At 36.0% G+C, this 21,829-nt stretch carries 21 protein-coding genes and 1 pseudogene; 6 read left to right on the forward strand and 16 right to left on the reverse strand.

The window, feature by feature from the left end; genetic code table 11:
- The first annotated feature begins 123 nt into the window (after positions 1-123).
- A complete protein-coding gene (locus BTA34_RS10165; RefSeq protein ID WP_151435528.1) occupies positions 124-702 on the forward strand; it encodes an HdeD family acid-resistance protein in 579 nt (192 codons plus the stop codon).
- A gap of 91 nt (positions 703-793) precedes the next feature.
- Here the strand turns inward: BTA34_RS10165 and BTA34_RS10170 are convergent, their stop codons facing one another.
- Entirely contained in the window at positions 794-2,416 is a 1,623-nt protein-coding gene (locus BTA34_RS10170) for a hypothetical protein (protein WP_151435529.1), read from the reverse strand.
- A 598-nt stretch (positions 2,417-3,014) separates the two neighbouring features.
- Between BTA34_RS10170 and BTA34_RS10175 the strand changes: the two genes are divergently transcribed.
- From BTA34_RS10175 to BTA34_RS10190, 4 genes are all read left to right on the forward strand, one after another.
- Positions 3,015-4,271 carry a mechanosensitive ion channel family protein gene (locus BTA34_RS10175; RefSeq protein WP_151435530.1) on the forward strand — a complete coding sequence of 419 codons (1,257 nt, stop codon included), beginning with the start codon at positions 3,015-3,017 and terminating at the stop codon, positions 4,269-4,271.
- A gap of 358 nt (positions 4,272-4,629) precedes the next feature.
- Entirely contained in the window at positions 4,630-7,062 is a 2,433-nt protein-coding gene (locus BTA34_RS10180) for a DMSO/selenate family reductase complex A subunit (RefSeq protein WP_151435531.1), read from the forward strand.
- 11 nt (positions 7,063-7,073) lie between these two features.
- On the forward strand, positions 7,074-7,691 hold the full coding sequence (locus BTA34_RS10185; RefSeq protein WP_023581764.1) for a DMSO/selenate family reductase complex B subunit: 618 nt from the start codon (positions 7,074-7,076) through the stop codon (positions 7,689-7,691).
- A gap of 3 nt (positions 7,692-7,694) precedes the next feature.
- Positions 7,695-8,471 carry a dimethyl sulfoxide reductase anchor subunit family protein gene (locus BTA34_RS10190; protein ID WP_151435532.1) on the forward strand — a complete coding sequence of 259 codons (777 nt, stop codon included), beginning with the start codon at positions 7,695-7,697 and terminating at the stop codon, positions 8,469-8,471.
- A 74-nt stretch (positions 8,472-8,545) separates the two neighbouring features.
- Here BTA34_RS10190 and BTA34_RS10195 read toward each other — a convergent pair whose 3' ends face one another.
- Positions 8,546-9,088, reverse strand: a complete 543-nt coding sequence (locus tag BTA34_RS10195) for a DUF924 family protein (RefSeq protein ID WP_151435533.1) — start codon at positions 9,086-9,088, stop codon at positions 8,546-8,548.
- Positions 9,089-9,787: 699 nt separating this feature from the next.
- Between BTA34_RS10195 and BTA34_RS10200 the strand changes: the two genes are divergently transcribed.
- The gene (locus BTA34_RS10200; protein ID WP_036912664.1) at positions 9,788-9,967 is read left to right on the forward strand and encodes a GhoT/OrtT family toxin; all 180 of its coding nucleotides are present in this window, start codon (positions 9,788-9,790) and stop codon (positions 9,965-9,967) included.
- Positions 9,968-10,420: 453 nt separating this feature from the next.
- Here BTA34_RS10200 and BTA34_RS10205 read toward each other — a convergent pair whose 3' ends face one another.
- From BTA34_RS10205 to BTA34_RS10265, 14 genes and pseudogenes are all read right to left on the reverse strand, one after another.
- Positions 10,421-11,602 carry a pyocin knob domain-containing protein gene (locus tag BTA34_RS10205; RefSeq protein ID WP_265576332.1) on the reverse strand — a complete coding sequence of 394 codons (1,182 nt, stop codon included), beginning with the start codon at positions 11,600-11,602 and terminating at the stop codon, positions 10,421-10,423.
- A pseudogene (locus BTA34_RS18380) lies at positions 11,585-11,965 on the reverse strand (hypothetical protein); the annotation flags it as partial. The gene BTA34_RS10205 and the pseudogene BTA34_RS18380, both read right to left, overlap by 18 nt.
- 5 nt (positions 11,966-11,970) lie before the next feature.
- A complete protein-coding gene (locus tag BTA34_RS10210) occupies positions 11,971-12,627 on the reverse strand; it encodes a DUF2612 domain-containing protein (RefSeq protein ID WP_151435535.1) in 657 nt (218 codons plus the stop codon).
- Positions 12,624-13,811, reverse strand: coding sequence for a baseplate J/gp47 family protein (locus tag BTA34_RS10215; RefSeq protein WP_151435536.1), 1,188 nt, complete (start codon positions 13,809-13,811; stop codon positions 12,624-12,626). Before BTA34_RS10215 ends, BTA34_RS10210 begins: the two co-directional genes overlap by 4 nt.
- A complete protein-coding gene (locus BTA34_RS10220; RefSeq protein ID WP_151435537.1) occupies positions 13,804-14,148 on the reverse strand; it encodes a hypothetical protein in 345 nt (114 codons plus the stop codon). The genes BTA34_RS10215 and BTA34_RS10220 overlap by 8 nt, the downstream gene beginning before the upstream one ends.
- Positions 14,145-14,837, reverse strand: a complete 693-nt coding sequence (locus BTA34_RS10225) for a Gp138 family membrane-puncturing spike protein (RefSeq protein ID WP_151435538.1) — start codon at positions 14,835-14,837, stop codon at positions 14,145-14,147. Before BTA34_RS10225 ends, BTA34_RS10220 begins: the two co-directional genes overlap by 4 nt.
- 2 nt (positions 14,838-14,839) lie before the next feature.
- Positions 14,840-15,652 carry a baseplate hub protein gene (locus tag BTA34_RS10230; RefSeq protein WP_151435539.1) on the reverse strand — a complete coding sequence of 271 codons (813 nt, stop codon included), beginning with the start codon at positions 15,650-15,652 and terminating at the stop codon, positions 14,840-14,842.
- Positions 15,621-15,941 (reverse strand): phage baseplate plug family protein, encoded by a 321-nt coding sequence (locus BTA34_RS10235; protein ID WP_151435540.1) that lies wholly within the window; start codon positions 15,939-15,941, stop codon positions 15,621-15,623. Before BTA34_RS10235 ends, BTA34_RS10230 begins: the two co-directional genes overlap by 32 nt.
- Before the next feature lie 12 nt (positions 15,942-15,953).
- Positions 15,954-16,442, reverse strand: coding sequence for a phage baseplate protein (locus BTA34_RS10240; protein WP_151435541.1), 489 nt, complete (start codon positions 16,440-16,442; stop codon positions 15,954-15,956).
- 2 nt (positions 16,443-16,444) lie between these two features.
- Positions 16,445-18,748, reverse strand: coding sequence for a hypothetical protein (locus BTA34_RS10245; protein WP_151435542.1), 2,304 nt, complete (start codon positions 18,746-18,748; stop codon positions 16,445-16,447).
- Between the two features lie 82 nt (positions 18,749-18,830).
- The gene (locus BTA34_RS10250) at positions 18,831-19,289 is read right to left on the reverse strand and encodes a hypothetical protein (protein WP_151435543.1); all 459 of its coding nucleotides are present in this window, start codon (positions 19,287-19,289) and stop codon (positions 18,831-18,833) included.
- 63 nt (positions 19,290-19,352) lie between these two features.
- On the reverse strand, positions 19,353-19,805 hold the full coding sequence (locus BTA34_RS10255) for a phage tail fiber protein (RefSeq protein ID WP_151435544.1): 453 nt from the start codon (positions 19,803-19,805) through the stop codon (positions 19,353-19,355).
- A gap of 10 nt (positions 19,806-19,815) precedes the next feature.
- Positions 19,816-21,303 (reverse strand): DUF3383 domain-containing protein, encoded by a 1,488-nt coding sequence (locus BTA34_RS10260; RefSeq protein WP_151435545.1) that lies wholly within the window; start codon positions 21,301-21,303, stop codon positions 19,816-19,818.
- A gap of 8 nt (positions 21,304-21,311) precedes the next feature.
- The gene (locus BTA34_RS10265; RefSeq protein ID WP_151435546.1) at positions 21,312-21,824 is read right to left on the reverse strand and encodes a phage gateway protein; all 513 of its coding nucleotides are present in this window, start codon (positions 21,822-21,824) and stop codon (positions 21,312-21,314) included.
- Between the last annotated feature and the right edge of the window lie 5 nt (positions 21,825-21,829).

Raw genomic sequence — 21,829 nt, forward strand, 5'->3', positions numbered from 1 at the left:
TTAAAAGATGCCCCCTCATTCCGACATTTTTTTAATTATAATTTTATGTAACGAGGTCATGTTATATAAGCAAACATTGCTATAATTTAACTTATGTACCAAATATAAGGATAAGAGGTGGCTATGTTAGATATTAATAAAAATAATTTATCTCAGCTAACGGAGAAACTGGTTAAAAAACAATGCACTTTAATGACTATTATTGCCATACTGGGCTTTATTGCAGGTTTTATCTGTATTATTAACCCTTTTTCTTCTGGCATTGTTATTAGTGTATTACTCGGTGTTGTATTTTTTGCCTGCGCGATATCCAGCATTATTGGTGGTTTTAATGCTCAAGTTTCTTCTAGTTGGTCAATGTTGATTACGTTATTAGCGGGTTTTATTTATCTTCTGCTTGGCTATATTTTTGTCACTGATCCACTAAAAGGTATGCTTAGTCTTGCCTTTTTTATCGGCTTTCTATTTATTTTTGCGGGTATACTGCGCCTAAATATAGGCTTTAAACAGATTAAGGATAATTTTTATGGCTGGTTCAATATATTAGTGGGATTTTTGGATTTAGTGATTGCCTATTTCTTAATTGCTTTTGGACCTGAAACGTCAGTCGCTCTCGTCATGGCATTAATTGGTATACAACTTATTTTAAGTTCTATCACCATTTTATCGATAATAAGTGCGATAAAACGAATGACTCACTAATTGATTATTTAGTGATAATAATTTTATTGATGAAATATAGACAAAGAGCCACACAAAGTGGCTCTTAAATATGAAGTAAAATAGATTTGTATTAAGCACAAGGTAAGCGCATCGATACCGTATACATATTTTCTCCACAAAAGTAACAATTTCCTGTTTTTTCAAATACCATCACCTGAATACCGAGTTGCCCTACTTCAATATTAGGCAATGCATCAGCCAAAATGCTCTTTAATACCGGCTCCAGGATTTCAACTATATTAATAGGATCGTTATTAGATGTTGTATCATGTAAGAAATTACCTAAACGGGGATCATCAGCGTAGACTTCTAATGTTGAGCGATATATCACCTTTCTTTCATTGCCAGCTACCTTCGAATAACCATTAAAGATGATAGCTATTTTTTGGATATTCATTTTCGCTACGCGATTTTTAATTTGTAAACATAAAGAGGGAACAAGCCTAATATTGACAGAATTAAAGTAGCGATCGCAAATCTGAGGAATAGTGACACTAATACAAGGCTTGGGCGCGATATTTGTAATTTGCTTATTACATTCCCCCGTTAAAGTGTTATCAATAATAATACGCTCACGTCGAGAAAAACAGATATTATCGAAGATATCAACAGTGAAGAAAGAAATGTAATGAATGCCATTTGTTAATAACTGATTTTCTAATCTCACAGAAATTGCAGACTTATCAGTACATGGCAACATCTTAAGTTGATCATTAAAATAAAATCCAACTTGTGTGCTTTCACTAATATCACGACCTAAAATGAGATTCGCGTTAACGCAATAATTATCACTATGATAGCTGAGAATACCATTTAAAGTTGCTGGTACTTTAGGAGAGGATAATTTCTCCGTTGTCATTTCAACATAATAATGTCTTGATTTTATTGGTTTATCTGGATCTTCGATATTTTCAGTTTCGGCATAAAATATAGCGACTTGTTGAGGTTCACTCTTTTTAAATTTGACTTTAAAACTGACAATACCGTATTTGTTAGTTTTGCCAATACTAATTTTCTCACCATCTGAATTATAAATTTCTGGCGCAACCGCTAAGGTACTATTTTCCTCATCGTAAATTAATTTGACCTCTTTATTTTGAACATCTTCACCATCTTTATCTTGAAGATGTACCACAAAACTTTTAGGAACACTTTCCCACAGACTTGGCCATTGCATAGATTCTGAACGTATTGTCAGCAAATCATCAAATTTTTCACAATTCTTCGATGAACAGTCAGTGTTAGGATTGATTTTAGGTGGAGTAACTCGAATTTGTATCGGTGTTGCGTAATAAACAACATTATCATCATCTTCATCTTTTAAGATCAATTGTAATGATGCCACACCACTTCGATTACCCGTTAAAGAGATTTCTGTTTTGCTGTTATCCACTATAGTGGTGTACGCATCTTTGTTATTTGGCAAAATTAAAATGCCTTTTGGACTTGTACGCCATTCGGCTAAACGTAGATTAATCCCCGTTATAACCACCTCATATTTGATAACTCGATTCAGTTTTACTTCGTTATCAGAATCATCAGGAGATAATTTTATCTGATTGAATTTAATATCCACATCATCACCAATAACGGATTGAGTATTAGCACCATAAACAGGCGGCGTCAGTGCTATTACACTTTTATCACCTTGTAAAATTTTTTGTAAACGTTCTTCTTTTGTTTCGATATTCATTGAGTGATTTCCTTTCTTTTTCCGACTCCATTTTTAGCTTAAAGAAAAAAATTTAAGTGAAAATCACAATAGAAAAAAGTTAACTAAGCATTGTTGTCAGACAAAAATAAAAAATAGATTATAAACAATAAGATAAGGAAAGTTTTCAATAGAATACACTCTACAGGATCGATAAAAATCACCCTTGTAATAAAAAATAATTTAAATTTTAAAATATTTTTGTATAAAGCTATTGACTGTTATGGAAATGTGATTAAAATCAATCTCAGAAAATATTTGTGACGCGAATCACATTTTATTAATAGGATACTTAATATGAAATCAATGACTTCTTTTATTACTAACCTGCACCAAGTTGTTGTCAAATTATCATCAACTCGTTTACTGTAATTATTTGATTTAAAATAAAATACAGCATAAAGCCAGAAATAGCCCCTCATCGCATAAAAGACTATTTCTGGCTTTTATTCACTCCGCAACGCTTATTTATCATCTCGCTTACCCTCGCATTTTTCGTAACAAAAAATTCACCTTCTTGAACTAAGATCTCTTTTCTATACTCTTAATATACACCCCACATTAACTATGAGGATATTTTATGCAGCAGCAACTGCTTACATGGATACGTCAATTCAATGAGGAGTATGCACAAGTCGCCTCTCTCCTACTCGTTTTAGCCATTATTTTTCTTGTCGCAATCATTCTCCATTTTATTTTGCACAAATTGGTCTTACCCAAAATTTCCAAAGCAATAAGTCAGTACGATCAAAAATGGCAATTTTCTCTAGAAATAAATAAATTATTTAGTCGTTTTGCTTTTTTAATCCAAGGCGTTGTTGTTAATATCCAAGCGCTGGTGTGGATGGGAGCAGGTAAAACACAAGAAATTCTCACCACCAGCGCTCAAGCGTGGTGCTTAATTTTTGGCTTGTTGATGCTTTTCTCTATTATGGATCTTTGTATGCAGATCATGAGAAATTCATCCTCATTTGGCCGATTACCATTAAAAGGTATTTTTCAAAGCTTAAAACTTGCCGCCTCTGTGCTGATTGGGATAATGATTATTTCCCTACTTATTGGCAAATCACCTCTTATTTTACTCAGTGGTTTAGGCGCCATGACGGCTGTATTAATGTTGGTGTTTAAAGATCCTATTATGGGATTAGTCGCTGGTATTCAATTATCTGCAAACAACATGATAAGCCTTGGTGACTGGTTAGAAATGCCTAAATATGGTGCTGATGGCGCTGTTATTGATATTAGTTTAACAACCGTTAAAGTGCGTAATTGGGATAATACGGTTACGACTATTCCAACTTATTCTCTCATTTCAGATTCCTTTAAAAACTGGCAAGCAATGACAAAATCAGGAGGACGTCGTATTAAACGAAGTCTTGCTCTTGATATTAACAGCATCCATTTTTTAGATAAAAAACAACTTGATGATCTAGAAAAAGCTCACTTGTTGGCTCCTTATATACAAAATAAGGAAAGTGAAATTAATCAATTCAATGCAACCTTGGGTAATGAATGTCAAACACCATTAAACCAACGTGGCATGACCAATATTGGAACCTTCCGTGCGTATGTTGAAGCTTATTTAAAAAATCATCCTAATGTTCATAAGCAAATGACTATTATGGTAAGACAATTAGCACCAACTTCGGAGGGGCTTCCTATTGAAATTTACGCCTTTACGAACACGACTGTTTGGGTTCAATACGAAGCGATTCAATCAGATATATTTGATCACATCTTTGCTATTTTGCCTCAATTTGGCTTAAGAGTTCACCAATCCCCAACCGGAAATGATGTAAGAACACTCAGATTTCCTGTAGAAAATAATCCGCAATAAATCATTTTAGTATTTAGTAAAAAAGAAGAATTATTCTTCTTTTTTACTTTTCTTATTAACAAATATTTTTAATCTCTTATTTTGTTATCATGTTAACAATCTTGTTTTATTATCGTGTATTAAAAATCGATATGTTATTTTTTATATATCGATCGATTGTTAAATCCTATTTATTTGATGTTTCCGTTACCACTAAAGTGGTATTTATCAAAAAATGTAACCATTTGTTTAATAATTATTTTTTTAGATAACGTTATTAACATTTTTTATATTGATATAAATCATTATAGGTAGAAGGGTTATAACTTAACATATATATACAACTTTACTTGTTGTGAAAAATGTTAGGGTAATGTCAATGTCAAAAATTAAAAATAATACTTCTATTACTGAAATGAGTCGGCGTGGATTCATTCAGTCTGCAGCAGTTATTTCTGGTGCTGCCGCTATTGCAGGAACGGTTTCATTACCATTCGCTGCTAATGCTCAAACTCCCCAGGGTATTCGTCCTGATGAGACTTCTGAAACTATCAAATACAGTGCATGTTTAGTGAACTGTGGTAGCCGTTGTCCATTAAAAGTTCATGTGAAAGATGGTGTGATTCGCCGTATTTCTAATGAAACTATGTATGACGATTCAACATTTGGTCTTCACCAGATTCGCCCATGTCTGCGTGGTCGTTCTGTACGTTGGAAAACGTATAACCCTGATCGTTTAAAATACCCAATGAAGCGTGTAGGTAAGCGTGGTGAAGGTAAATTTGAGCGTATTTCTTGGGATGAAGCCACTTCAATCATCGCGGAAAAATTAAAATATACCATCGAAAAATACGGTAATGAGTCTATTTATTACCAATATGGTACAGGTTCTACAGGTGCAAACTTACACGGTAGAACAGCATGTAAACGCTTATTAAGTACTGTTGGTGGTTTTTTAAGTGATTATGGTACTTATTCATACTCTCAATTAACCGGTATTGTGCCTTATGTTTATGGCGATATGCTGGAATCACTGTTAACAGAAATTGAGAATTCAGATTTAGTTGTGATGTTTGGTCATAACCTTGCTGAAACACGTATGTCTGGTGGTGGTCAGTTCTATGAAACGTTAAATGCGTTAGATAAGAGCAAAAGTAAAGTTATCATTATTGACCCTCGTCGTACCGACAGTGTGACAACATTAGGTGCTGAATGGATCCCTATTTATCCGGGTACTGATGCTGCGTTAGTCGCTGCATTAGGCTATGTGATGATCCAAGAAGGCATCACCGATGAAGATTTCTTACGTGAATATTGCGTCGGTTGGGATAAACAAACATTACCTGCATCAGCGCCTGAAAATGGCTCTTATAAAGATTACATTTTAGGTAATGGCCCTGATGGCATTGCAAAAACACCTGAGTGGGCAAGCAAATTAACCGGTATTTCTGTTGCACGTATTATCCAATTAGCGCGTGAAATTGGTGGTGCAAGAGCTGCATGGATCTCTCAAGGTTGGGGTATTCAGCGTACTTCAAATGGTGAGCAAGCCTGTCGTGCGATTATGATGCTACCATTAATGTCAGGTCATATTGGTCGCCCTGGTACAAATACAGGTTGTTGGGGTGGTAACGTTGCTTATCCCGTTGCAAGTTTTGCTCTGCCTAACCCAGTTAAGACCTTGATCCCAACATTTATGTGGTCTGAGGCAATTGCTCGCGGTGATCAACTTACCAGCAAAAATGCGGGTGTCAGAAATAAAGATAAACTCGATACGGGCATTAAATTTATGTGGTGTTATTCCAGTAACGTGATTGGTAACCAACACGCTGACTTGAATAAAACACATGATTTACTGCAAGATGAATCAAAATGTGAGTTTATTTTAGTGTGGGATAACCACATGACACCATCTGCAAAATACGCTGATATCTTACTGCCAGATGTGACAACCGTTGAGACAAACGATCTTATCAATAACTCTTACGCAAGTGGTGCTTACCATTATGTCGTACGTTTACAAAATGCGATTAAACCACTTTGGGAAAACCGCCCTTGCTATGATGTCTTAACCGATATTGCAGAAAAAATGGGTACTAAAGAGCAATTCACTGAAGGACGTACTTACGAAGAGTGGATTGAATATTGCTATAACCAAATGCGTGAGAAAAACCCAGCACTACCTACATTTGCAGAAACTAATGATGTAGGCATTATCGATCGCAAATTACCTAACCGTAATCAATACGTTGCACTTGAAGCATTCCGTCAAGATCCTATCGCTAATCCATTAAAAACAGCGTCAGGTAAGATTGAAATTTATTCTGAAAAACTGATGCAAGACACCGATGGCTGGGTTCTACCCGAAGGCGATCGTATTCCTGCAATTCCAGAATATTGTAAAAATGAAGAAGGTGTTGAAAACGTTAAGCTTAAAGAGAAATTCCCTCTGCAAATGACGGGTTTCCACGATAAAGGTCACGTTCACTCAAGTTACTATAACGTTGCTATGTTACGTGAAGCTATTCCTCATCAATTCTGGTTAAACCCAATTGATGCGGCTGAACGTGGATTAAAATCTGGCGATATTGCTGAGATTTATAATGCTCGTGGTCGTTTAAATATTCTCGTCAAAGTAACCGATCGTGTATTACCTGGTGTGATTGCAGTACCGCAAGGTGCATGGCGTTCACTTGATACAACAGGTGTAGATACAGGTGGATGCATTAATACATTAACAAGCTGGCACCCATCGCCGTTTGCTAAAGGAAATCCACAACATACAAACCTTGTTGAAGTGAAACGTGCATAAGGAGTTAACTCATGAAGCAATATGGTTTTTATTTTGACTCCACTAAATGCACTGGCTGTAAAACCTGTCAAGTCAGTTGCAAGGATGAAAAAGATTTAGATTTAGGCCCTAAATTCCGCCGTGTTTATGAATACGGTGGTGGTAGCTGGGCAAAACAAGACGGGATCTGGACACAAAATATCTATAGTTATTATTTATCCATTTCTTGTAACCATTGTTCAAACCCTACTTGCGTTGCTGGTTGCCCAACTGGCGCTATGCATAAACGTGAAGAAGATGGTTTAGTGGTTGTTAACCAAGATATTTGTGTTGGTTGCCGTTATTGCGAATTGCGTTGTCCTTATGGCGCACCACAATTCGATGAGAAGAAAAAGCTCATGTCTAAGTGTGATGGTTGCTACGAACGTGTAGCACAAGGCATGAAACCGGTTTGTGTTGAGTCTTGTCCTCAACGTGCGCTTGATTTTGATGATATTGAAGTGATCAGAGCAAAACATGGTACTGAATGTGGTATCGCACCAATGCCTGATCCTAGCTTGACCAATCCAAATATCGTTATCAAAGCACACAAAGAAGCGAAACCTTCTGGTGATAAAACCGGCTCAGTTCAAAATGCGGCGGAGGTATAAACCATGCATGAACTTCCTCTAGTCTTTTTTACTGTTTTAGGTTCGTCAGCAGCGGGTCTGTTTCTTATTGCTTATATCAGTAAAAAATTAGGTCAAATTGATGAAAACCAACTGCGTAATGCTAATATTTTAGCCCTGATCTTAACATTAATTGGCTTAAGTATTGGTGGATTACACGTTGGACAGCCACTGCGTTTTTTCAATATGCTCTTCGGCGTTGGTCGTTCTCCAATGAGTAACGAAGCGTTTTTAAGTGGTGTGTTTACAGGTTTTGCTTTTGCAACTGTTGTACTCACTGTGATGAAAAAATGGAAGGGCTTACGTGAAATTTGTAACCTATTTACTGTTATTTTTGGTCTAGCATTTGTTTGGTCAATTCCACAAATTTATCATATTCCTACAATTGCTAACTGGAATACAAACTACACCACATTGCAATTTTGGATGACGCTATTAGTTGGCGGTGGTGTATTAGCAATGGCAACAGGTGCAAGACGTTTAGGTGCATTATCCTTTATTATCGGTGCCATTATCACTTTTGCTACTCGCTCTGGTTATGTGAGCTTCCTTGGCTTTACAGGTCCAGAACTCAGCGCTGAGCAATCTCTATTTTGGGGATTCCAATTAGCAGTATTAGCATTAGGTGTGGTTATCGTAGGATTTACTGCAGTAAAAGCGCAAGCATCAAAAATGACGCTGGCAACTTGTGCAGCCGCTGTGATTATTGCTGAATTATCAGGTCGTATCGCCTTCTATAATTTATGGCATATTACAATGTAATCTTGATGTTATAGTTGATTAATCAACCATAGAAAAGAAACAAAAATGCATACCCGAAAAGGTATGCATTTTTTTTAGAATGAAGATCCTGGTTGCTGTAAAAAATCTAATTCTTCTGGTGTAGATGTTCTGCCTAAGATCGCATTACGATGAGGATAACGACCATATTTATCAATAATTTCTTTATGTCTTAGTTCATATTGATAAGTATTTTCATCATTAAGCTGAGAAAACAAGATAACCGCATCTTGATGAATTTTAGGCGATTCTGAATGCATAAATGGCATGATCATAAACTTACGTTTAACGGGTGTTAATGTCAGGTATCCCGGTAACCGGATAGCTTCTTGCGCTAAGATTAATGCCATATTATCTTGGGCGAAGGCTTTTGGCGTATCACGCCAAATATTGCGTGAGAACTGATCAAGAATAATAATCTCAGCTAAGCGCCCTTCTATCGTTTCTCTCCATGATGCCAGTTCGCCACGACTCGCGCTTAAACATAATTCACCAAATCTGCGGCTAATTTCTTTATCAAACTGAATATCTTTTTTAAACCATTGCTCTGGTGTGCATTCTTCAAACCAAAACGTCAAAGTTGATTGATAAGGGATCATAAAAACTACCACGCTAGTTGTTTATTAATCAGAACAGCGTTTATTTTCACCAAAATAAACGTCATTGACGGGTTACTACTTTGATAAGTTACCATTTTAATAAAGTGACAGCTATTAACCCCTATCCGAAAAGACATAAAAAATAAATCCCCTTTTTAATCTTAAAAGGGGATTTTAAATGCTTCCTAGCTAACGCTTAAATCCATTAAGTCGCGCCATCCATAAGCCAATTTATCTACAAGTATGTATAAAATGGCATTCATCCCATTTGTTACATTCTGTCGATATCATGATGTAATATAATTAACCTGTACATTTTACAAACATTACATTTACCTCTTCATCACTATCCTGCCTTAAAAATCAGCATTTAAAAATTTTAATTTTTATAATGAAACTACTAAAAAAGATCGATACCATTTTGTTCTATTTTTTTATAAATCTTTTCTTAAAACAATAAAGGTTGTTATAAATAACAAATTAAATCAATGCACTAGCTTCTAAATTTTGATTTTTAGGCTTTAACCTTGTTATTATTTTGTGTGATTACAACCTAAAGAAATCAGAGATCAAAAATGAGATGAATGTTTAAAATTTGCACATTAGTAATGACATTTATTGAAAAGTTTGCCCTATTCCTCTGTTTCTTTAACAATTTTGGAGTACAATTGTTGCAGTCTATTTACTGAATGATCTGTTATGTCTGCTATCTCTATTATTGGAATAAGCTACCTTATTGGGGCTGTAATATCGTTTATTATTACTTTCTTTTTAACCAAAGATCCTAGCCTAGCCATGCGCCTTTTAAGTGCATTATTAATCGCCTTAACTTGGCCACTTAGCTTTCCTATGGCACTTATCTTCTCTATTTTTAGTTAATTTTTTTAATTTAAACTTAATAATCGTAGTTATATTCTATTAAATTAGAATAATAGCTATTTACGTTTTTACTCTTAAATAAATATATTTATTAATTTTCAAAAATAACATTTTTCTCTTAGATTTTATCTAAAAAAGAGTATCTAGTTTCTAGCCTAGATTATAAGAAAATTTCTTTAGTAAAGGATGTGAATGATTATATTAAAATTGAAGTTGACAATAAGAAAAAATAAGATAAAAGAGTAGTTTTATCTTATTACTGACAAGCCACCTATATAATAGGTGGCTTTTTTTTCAAGAGAAAAAACGCTTTATTATCACAAACTAAAAATAACTGTAGTAATAAATTTCTCTCTAATGTTAGATATATCATATCTTGAATAAAGATAGAAATATCTTCAGTGTTCATATAACAAAAAAATCATTTTTTTAATTTAACCATGAGAAGAATACTTAATCTAAAATATAAGCTGCTGTTATTTTTCCTTTTAGTGCTTTAATTTTAAGTTTTTGTAATGAAATCGCTATGACTATAAAGTAATTAGATTCTGGATGTGACACTAAAACAGAATTATTAATAATTGGTGGTATTACCATCTGGCTATTCCAGCCCCAAGCACTTATAAAGTATAATGTTTTTCCTAGTATATTTTCACTCATTGTAATCTCACTGTCTTGCCATGCTTCACCACTCCATACCTTTCTCATATTTGTAACTTTAGTAGAAAAACCAGTTTTCTTTATATAAAGATTATCAGACTCACCTTTTGAATAACTATATCCAGAAGCTAAATAATTTCCTTTCGGCTGATACTTACCATCAGACTCACCTTTTGAATAACTATACCCCGAAGCTAGATAATTCCCTTTCGGTTGATATTTACCATCTGATTCGCCTTTGGAATATGCGCCTACATCACCTGCGGTTGGTTTATTTTGGCTATTAAACTCTTTTGCCCATGGTGTAAAACCTTCGTTACCATACTGGCTACGAGAATAAATACGGCTCGAGTTATAAACATAATAAAGTTGAGTAATACCCGCATTTTTTAAAACAATTAATGTACCCGCCATGGCTTCTGGGTAATTTAAATTTGTCGCTGCATTCGCATTTGCAGACTGGAAATAAATACCGGCGGTTTTATAGTTATTTAAATTTTGATTAGCGCCAATTGAAATCGCCTGATTAGAAAAAATATCTTGCGATGTTACCGTTACATCACCACTCAATGGCTTATCATTAACTTTACGTGTGGCTGTAACATAATTACCTTTCGCTTGATATTTATTATCCGCTTCAGATTTTGAGTAACTATAACCCGCGGCTTGGTAATTCCCTTTCCCCTGATATTTACTATCAGATTCTGCTTTAGTATAGCTTTCGCCTTTATTGGCATAATTTCCCGAAGGTTGATAACTTCCTTTTGGCTGATATTTACCATCAGATTCGGCTTTGGTATAGCTTTCGCCTTTATTGGCATAATTTCCCGCGGGGGCATAATTCCCTTTAGGTTGATATTTCGTATCAGATTCAGCTTTTGAATAGCCATGGCCTTCAACTTGATATTTACCTACAGGTTGGAAGCGTTTATCGGCATCATCTTTAGAATAAGCACCAACATCATTCGCATTAATATCTGCTTTTAATTCAATCCATGCATTACCTGCAACTGGCTCTACATTATTATTTTCAATTTTAGACTGCCAAGCTTTATTTTTATGATAAACCACACTACGAATAGGATAAGGTTTACCTGCTTCCGACCACTTAGCAAAACCCTGCAATTGCATTTCACCAATAGACTCAGTGATATCGTGAAATAAACTATTCATTTTTTCACGTTCAATATCTTTTGCTGCCGGATCAGTGACTTGGTCACGCTCATAATCGTAACCATAACCTTGTGTATAAGACACTGAACCATCAGATTGAATTTCAACAGGCACAACTGTTTTATCCCCTTGTGTTGCAAAGGGGGTTTTAAATATTTTAGTCATAGGAATTATTCTCCGAAATTACTCTTCAGAAAGTTTTTACGATATTGACCATAACCAAAGGCTTTCTTGGTTACGATACGATATTTGACACCCACGCCAGAAGGACGCGGCATTAAGTCGAAGTTTTCTAATAAAAGGCGTAAACGTTCATCTGGATTAAAATTAAAAACGTAATACATATACGTCATATCAAAAGGATCGAGCACAAAAACTTTGCTATCTTCACGCCAGAAAAAACGTTTAAGGAACTCATTAATATTGGTCACAGTAGGGCTTTGGGTGAGATTAAAATAACGCATTCTCACCAGCATTCTTTTTTGATCTAAAGTCAGCGATAGAGTGTAATCAGCATTTCGTCGAAAGTTTGCCTTAAAATTGGCTTTCTTTTTACCAAAACCAAAACCTATTTTATTTTTATCACTAGGAGGAATATCTATTCCTAAAGGCACATCTAAAATGCGTGACCATACTGATAAACCAAAATCGTTAGCTGTATCAATATTAAATACATCTCGGTACCAGTTTTGCCAAAATAATACCGTAGATTGATTAAAGTAAGCCGCTTTTAAATGTGCTAATGCTTTTAGCTTATCTGCATTTTCATATTGCCAGAGGATCGCTTTAAGTAGATCAGAATGAAAATCAAATTCTTGAATATTCATACGATCACCACTTGCACTGCCCCTTTTGGTAATCGGGCAATTTGATTAAGACCAATAGGAATTAATGCAACATTCCAATTCTTTCCATCTGTTGAAAGCTCCACTTTAGTGACAAATAAATGAGGCTCCACCGCATTAACCGCGGCTGAAATTTCAAAAGGAGAAACTTCTCGCCCGACCACCAGCCCATTGTCTCCATCTATTTCACCCTGAACCCATTTCTCTAACGCATTAGGAATAATGGTTTGCGCATCAATATTGGATTTTTTGACAGAAACACGGCAAAACACCGATACTTCTTTCGGTCGTGAAAACTTAATAGGATATTCTTGACCACTTGCTGACTCTATTACCTTTATTTCAATATCACCATTAAATGCAGCACCTATTGTTTTTGTTCTCAATAATGATTTAGCAATTTCATGGCTATCTCCACCTTCTATACACACATAAATGCTATGCGGTAATAATGAAATGCCATCGACAATTAATGCCTTATCATTAAAATTTTCACGAAAAGAAAGAGAATTAACTCCCTCTAATTCATATAGCGAAGAAGTAATTGCTTCAGCAACGCTGACTGTATTTTTAGCAAGTGTTTGTTTACGCCGACGCCTTGCCTTTATATCTGACTCAGCATGACGACCAACAACCGCATGGATTAAGTTATTCACTTTTTCCCATCCCAATACAGAACTGGCCACTTTATTTAATTGCCCAATACCACAAGTAATAGCTCCATATTCTTTGGCTCGCATATCGCCTTTAATCTTCCCATCATTAGCGATAATTAATGGCGATAACGTTTCAAAAACAGCGCCCATTGTTGTGAGAGCCTGAGAACCTTTAGGAATAATAGTACCGGGAATGCCAGTAAACTCGACATCACTTAAATAGGAATGTGTGGCATTAATACGCTCCCCGCCCATTAACGCCCATATTGCATCGAGAAAAACACCACCAGCAATATCTGGATTTATTTGATTTGCCAGTTCAGCATTATTACGAACAATCGCATCTCTATTTTCAATTTCCATGGTTGCCAATACCCCTTGTGGGGTTTCTGGCGATAAATTAATAGATTGACCAAATACAGTACGAAATTCATCCTCGACATTGTTTCGTAACGTCGATGTATCTGGCACAATCACCCCTTTATTATTAATATAACGATAGTCAGCCATTCAATGTAAATCCTCCATATATCGTGCGTATATCTGCCTGATATTTCAATGTTCCCTCTTCTAGAAAAGCATGGAAATAAGTGATAGAGACAACTTCCTCTATTTCAGCAATACGTTGTCGAAACGCCATTTCAAATAAAGGAAGATCAACTTGTCGGCTAAATGTTGCTGACCAATAAGGGATACCTTTATCTTTTTTATGTAGCATTTCACCACGGACAGCCTTAATAAAATGCTGACAAAGATTTCTTACTGCATCATCGTTGTCACAAATTTGAAGGTTACCATCAGCACCTATCGCAAAATCATTCTGCTGGTTTATTGAAAATGTCCTCATATTGGGCTTCCTGTATTGTCTTTCCCTGCTTGCACCCCATTATGGGTATGTGTGGAGCCGATATCTTTTCCGTTATGGCGCATCAACCCACCTTTTGAATCGCTATTACCATTTACAGCGTAATTACCATTAACAGTAACATTGCCAGTAAATATCGTTTCAGGGGCGTTGATTTCATATTTTGGGGTTTCTAAGACAACTTTATCGTTATGAAGAGAAAAACAGACAGAACCATCCATTGATTGAATAACCAAGGCATCAATATTTTTTCCATCAATTGCCCATCCTTTGATCGTGTCAGGAAAAAACATCGCATCGCTAAATGAATGTAGTCGCGTTGTATTGGGTTGATCTTCTAAACCACCACGCTGAAAAATAAGGCTAATATCGCGATCACTGGCTTTTAACCAGCCAAAATCACCTGGTTTAATAGGCGCTCTAATAAAAAAACCACCGCCACCAAAGCGAAATACGGGAATATTAGCAACCGGTGCGCGAGAGATTTTTTCATCATCCGTAGTCAACATCATGACTAAGGGCTTTATCATGGCTCGATTAGTTTTCTCATCATAATTAATGACGGTTGCGGGCAACATATCATCTGTATTCATCATCAAATGGCGAAATGCAGACGAAAAAGCCCCAGCCAATGAACCAACATTGGCAAGATCATTATTGGGTTTACTCATAATTAAGCTCGTTTGCACGTTGCGGTATAAGCGAAATCAGCATCGTGAGAGGCAACTTTAAATTCAAGCTGCTCGATAATGTAATCACCATTTAGTGAGGTATTTAGTTTGCTATCAAGGCGAAGCATTCCACCTAATTCAGAGGTACTATCGATAAGATAACTCACCGTCAATCCACTCTCTGTGGCTTTAGGAATGCCAATCATGCCTGAATTCATATTCAAAATACGAAATCGACTTTTTAATGCTTTATCGTCATCTTTTACAAATAACGTATCATCATCAATAAAAGCTTTAACATTTCCCGACTCTTGTAAACGCTCTATTTGATGTAATGCAGAGCCACAATAATACCAATTAGCAATATTCTTATCGGTCGCCTGGAAATCTAATTTCACACCACAGTCATTAGCAATGGCTAACGCGATTTCACTCAATTTTTGAATTGCGCCACCACTAGAAGAAATAATTTTTCCAGAACAATGATTACTGGTTTTTGCAGATAATGTTACGGTGACATTTGGAGGAGAGTCTATTTCTGCACTGGTGATATCGCCAATAAAAAGCGAAAATAACCCAGTGTTAATTCGACCAACTTCTAAATAAAGCCGCCGAACTTGTTTGTTTTTATTATAAGGGCTGGTTTCCGTCAGTAAATAATCTCTTGTCTCGGCATTAAGCCCTGTAATAGCGATTTTACATTCGTTTTGTAATGGATTTGCATATTTCTTTCCTCCTGCTGATATGCGCAATCCTTCATACCATTGAAGTCTTTCGCCGACCTCAATACCTACCCTTATTCGCCGAAGATCCATCTTCATTACTCCAATACACTAATGATTGTGTTTTTGTAAATTCCTCATACCACGGCAAAGCATCATTTTCTGTTAGAAAAACTAAATTAATCCCTTGGTTTAAATAGCGATAAGGAATAATAGGTGTATTAGCAACTAAGCGAATACCTGTAATAAGTATTTCACCATCTCGCTCAATATCACAAAACATTGTTTGATTAGCGACTTTCAACGTAAAAACCCAATCAACACCGGCTATTTCGACAGAAAATCGCTGATTAGGAATAGCTTGTAATGGAATAACTTGCATTTTATCTACCTCCTAACTTTCTTTTTTTCCGGTTTGTGTTGATTTTTTGCTTTTGACATTTCCACGATTGACCGTAGAGGTTTGCTTTGGTTTTTTTGTTGATTTAGAGGATTTTTTATTATATTCAGGCTCTATTGTTTTCCATTCTATAAACTTAAGCTTTAATTCAATGGCATTCACTTTTTGAGGATCTTCATCATGAGTCAAACTTTCTAACAACATCGGTTGATAGGTTCTGACTCTGGTTTGAATTCCCACTAATGTATGCTCGTCATAAAGCTGCTTTATAATAGAATAACGATTTACAATATCACCCGTTAATAGCAACTCGACACTTATACAGATAGGATCAATAATGATGTGGTCACTACGGTTTTCACCATTTTCAACCGCAAATTTAATGACCTGATGACTATCAGTAATCGAAACTTTCATCGGATTAACGCTATCAAATAGTGTTGCGAATGACTCTAAATCAAAAATTCTAACTTCAGTTATCATAATTAAACCTTACCTCCGCTAGAGTGGTGCTCTGAGATTTCTTTAGCCGCTTCATTTATCAGTGTTTCATTAATCACTTTCGCAACACCTGGGCCATCAGTGGCTTGTGTTTCAATTCTGATTTCACCAATTTGAACATTACTTTCATTTTTAACGCTTGATTGGTTACTGATCATTTGACTGGTCATCGGGTTTAAACGATTTGTTGATGACAGTGTTAATCCATTATTTAACGCATTTACATCTTGTACTGGATTATAATAGGGTATTGCTGGATTCGGCTGTGGAATGGTGTAATTGAGATTACCTTCGTCAGATAATTGTCGCTCTACTTTTTGAACAACTTTTATTTCGTTTTCAGCATCTTCCATTCCCAAAAAGCTTTTTGCTGATTGCCAAATTCCTTTTATGGAATCAATACCTTCATTAACCCAACCTAATATTTTCTCTATATATTCCCACATCCAACTAAATACACTAACCACAGCATCAGAGACAAAAACAAAAACATTAATAATGGATTGTCCCCACTCTATAATATTATTAATGCCGGCATTCAGCGCTATAACAAATTGATTAAATGCGTCAGATATATAATTCCAAGCAGCAATAACATGTTCAGCAATAGCCTTTGAAGCAATCTTTAATGATTGAACAAAAACTTGCCATGCTTCCCATACAACCATTATTGCGTCTTTAAGCGCGGGGTATTGATCCAAAATACTTCCTATCATTGAATCATTACCATTAATAAAATTCATAATATCGTCATAGACGAGTTTAAATGCCGTCGCTAAGATGCCAATAACAGCAGCAATAGCTAATATGGGGAGTGCAGTTGCAAGTGTAGCAACTGCCGCAGACACCATTGCAGGTAAATAAAAAATAGCAACAGCACTACCAATAGCTGAAAAGAAACCGATAACAAAATCTTTATTCTCAATACAAAAATTAACTAATTTATCAAACCACGTTATTCCTTTTGCAAGAACGGGAATAATGATATCTAAAAAGTTATTTTTTAATTGTGCCGCTAATTGATCAAACTTATTCATTACTGCATTAAGTTGAATAGAACTTTCGACACTTTCATCATTAATACCAGAAAATTGTTTTTGCACCCCCATTGTGCGCTCTAATTCTTCGCGACCCTTCATCATTAATTCAATGGTTTTTTCATCCACAACACCCAATTTTTCTAGCTCTTTTTGGGCGCCATCAAAGCTCATTCCTTTGACTTTATCTGCGGTCTTTAAAAGTTGTTCGATAGGATCTTCTGTATCATTAAATGCATTGGCCATTGCCGTTAAATCGGCTTGAGCAGCCTCTTTTGTGCCCCCAATTTCAGCCATCGCACCAGAAAATGCATCGATATCAATAGCTGCGATACCTATTTTTTTACTCAGTTTATCTAGCGACTCTATTTCTTTGGCGCGATCTAATGAAGCAGAAAAAACCTTTTGCAAAGTCCCTGTAATATCCTTAACGCCAATAGCGTTAAGAATATAATCCTTCATTTTCTCTACGGTTTTCTGATAGCTTTTACCTGTTTCATCAACACTATCACCTAATCGACGTTGAGCCTTTGCTTCTTTAACTGCCGCTTCAATGCCTTGTGTTTGCATTGTGGTAATAAAAGTATCGTAATCGGCACCTAATTGCTTAATGAGTGCATCGATAGCAATTTTACTTTCTTTATTCTTCTTTTCTGCTTCAGTTAAAGATCCCAATTCATTATTTAGTGAGGAGAGTTGATCTTCCATTGCTTCATATTCAGCATTGAGACCTGCTAAAATATGAGCTTCCTCTGCGCCATTGTTATTGACCAATCCTCTTTGGTAATCTAACACCGACATAGCGTTTTTCAGGTCATCAATGCTTTGAGTTACTGAATTAATTTTATCTTGAGTTTCACTGATATTAAGATCAATATTTATTGGCTCATTAAGTGATAAGCCCAGCATGCCCACTAAGATTTCTTGCAAGAACTTATCAAACTCTTGCGCTCCCATTAGTGCGCTTTTAACAATGCTTTGAATTGAGTTTTCAATAGTTACAGAAGCACTTGTAATTTCATCACTATTAAATGAAATACTTATGTCATAATCTTCGGGTAATTCCCCAAGATTGAAGTGAATTTCTTGAACAAAGTTATAGAAACTAGTAATACCTCCTGAAACTCCCTGCTCAATATTTTTCATTTCAACCAAAATTTCATCTGCTGATTTTCTAATATTTGCTAATGCACTATCAGATACTTCAGCCTCCAACATCAGTACCTGAGAAAATACCTGTAATAGAGACATTATCTCTCCTTTGACGCCGCAAGCGCCTCGTTATAACGATTGGTAATCGCGATCTCCCACAGATCAAAGGCTTCCTCTAGATCTATAGTTGTTTTGAGTTCTGTGAAGGAGGCGAAACCCGCGGAGATGATGACTGCAAAGAAGCCATCAGCGTTTTTATAATCGACGGGAGAGAACCGCTGAACTTGCCTAGAAGGTATTGTAGGAAATTTTGGCTCCCGTCTTTGCCGAAAAAACTGGTGTTATACTTCAGCATTTCGAGTTCAAGACGAATCAAAGCTTCCCCATCAGGCACATGATTATCAATTAATGTGCTGGTTTTTAGATAAATTTCTTGTCCTTCTTTTTCAACTGCCACATAAGCCATCATTTTTAACATGGCTTCTTTGCTAACTTCATAATCGCCAATTTTAGGTGCATTTGATAAAGGATATTTAGCGAGAATTTCTCGCCCAATCGTTGCAGGTAATCGGCTAATAATAAAAGTATGTTCTTCACGATCACTATCAATAACAGTGATTTCTTTTGGTTTAATTAACATAATTAAATTCCATAAAAAAGGCGGCCGAAGCCGCCATTAGATGAATAAGAATAACGCTAAAAATTAACGCGCTCTGACACGATCAAAATCTTGGAAAATAAAGGTGTACTGTTTAGATTTGAGACGCCCTTCACTCGCAATTGAATTACCTCGGCTACCATTAGTAATTCGACCATTACGAGCCGTGGTAATAGAGCCATCGCCATAAGAAGCCACTAACGTAATAATATCGCTTGTAGGGCGACGTCCTCGTCTTGCTGTATTCGCATCAAGCAAAATAGCCAAGTTTTCGTCTTCTTCACTGCCAGCTAATACATTAATCGTCACCGTTTGAGGTGTAGGAGCCGACCAACTCACTAAATTACCATTAATATCCACTGCGGTTTGTGTGATATCTACTGCTGGTAGATCTAGCGGATCACCATTATCTGCAAATGTGCTAATAGGAATACCAGCAGGAAATGTGTTACTTGCCTGAATAATTAAACTTAAACCTGTTGCTGAAATATCGTTCATTGTTTGTTCCTTAAACTAAATTGTGTGAGCCTTCAACTTTACGAACCCAATCGCCTTTACCGTAAATTAATACATATTTCATGGTGTATTCTGGTAAATTAGAAGGGCCTGTTTCTTCAACGATTTCAGCGTTGTACCAATAACCTTTATTTTGTACGTCGTGCCACGCTAAATCATCACCTGCTGCATCTGTAATTGCGATTTTTTGTACTTCGGCCAGCGTTTTACCGGTAAGAATAGTGCCATTATTTAATGCTTTTGTAACAGCACCAGCAATAACCATCATCGCTTTTGCTTCACCATCTTTATTAGCTGGAATACCACGAGTGGAAAGCAATAAGCTTAACCATTGCTGTGCAATATAGGCTTTTAACCATTGCTCATTAGTATGAACACTCATATCTAATGGATTAGAAGCATTTCCACATAAAAAACCACGTTGATAGAAACTAATATCAGTGCCCGTAACAGCCGTTTCACCGTAATAGTTCACACGTAATTTATCTAATCGATCCGCCGCAAGATCTGTCTTAACTTGAGATGGGAAAGTGATACCAAATTGACGATACATATAGTTAGTGGTCGCATTTGTGCGATCAAAATCTGTTGCCGCCATAATTGCCATCGGTAGAGCTTGAACAAAAAAACCATCATCTGTTTTTAAATTTAATCCCGTTGATGCGGTGCCGATTAATGCTTTACTATAAATTTCGGCTTGTTTATCCGGAACTGACAAATAGAGCTGATATTTTACATTTTCACCTGCAATGTACTCTGCTAACTCAACACTTTGCTCGACTGAAAGCTCAGTTAAGAATGTTGCACTACCAAATGAATCAGAAATCGCTTCGGCAGCGATAAATGCTTGAAGTGCCGTTTGAGCCACATTGCCTTCAGATGCTTCTGCGTCACTTAATCCCAGAGCATCGGCTAAAGGTGAGTGATCCATCGTGATTTTCGCTTTTTCTTGTACGCCACCACTTAGCAAGAAAGCACCATCAAGTGCATTAAAAGTGACGTAGCAATTTGCAAATTGAGATTCGCTTTCAGCATTTAATTTAGCCTGGATCAGAGAAGCAACATCAGCGTAGGACTCAACATCTTTTAAAGAAATATCAGTCATATTTTTAGAGATATCACCGATAGTTAAAGTAAATGCGCCCTCTTCAATTAACTTTAATTTATCAAGCGTTGCTGCTGGCGTACCAAATAATGCCGGAGCGCGACCTACCGGTTCAAAAGAAGCAATTTGTAGCTCTTTAGGTTTACTAATAGGGGCGGGGCTAACATAACTGAAATATTGACGAGCAAATTTCGCTTCTGGTGATCCTGCACCAAGTAATTCATCCACTTGCCCGCTAGCAAATTCAAGTACTTTCCCTGCTGGAATTTTAGGATTTGTTGAGAAAATACGAGCTGTAAGTTTGCGCATAGGTGCGGCCGATGCACCAATAACCGCACTCGCGATATCAATATAGCGCGTTTGTTTAATAGACATATTTATCCTTAAATACGAAATAGATTAGAAATAAGTAAATTTGTTGCAGCAGTGTCTAAAGATAAGGTACTGGAAAAAGTGATATTAAAATCAAATGAAGGATTATGCTCATAGCTATTTCCAGCATTCATTATTGGCGCTCGCCTAATTTCGCTCGCACGTTGTATCCCTATTCCCACTTTTCTCATTGATTCGACAAAAGACAACGAATTAATAATCATTCGAGTCATTCGAATTAAATCACCTGCTGTTAAATTTGGATGTTGTTTAATAAAACCTTGAACCTGAAACGTTAATTCGATCAGTTGTTGTTCTTTATGGTTTGCATTATTACCTTGAATATTATAATTTCTTTTTTGCCAACCTTGGGCAACCTCCTTTATAGGGAAAAACATAACAATATTATTATCTTGTTTTTTATCTGGTTGATAACCAGCAATAACATCAACATTAATATTTGCTGATTTAAATTGTTTTAATAGTTGTTCACGAATGGCAATATTAATATCATTATCTTTCATTTCAC

This window comes from Proteus sp. CD3 (assembly GCF_008808075.1).
Classification (GTDB): domain Bacteria; phylum Pseudomonadota; class Gammaproteobacteria; order Enterobacterales; family Enterobacteriaceae; genus Proteus; species Proteus appendicitidis.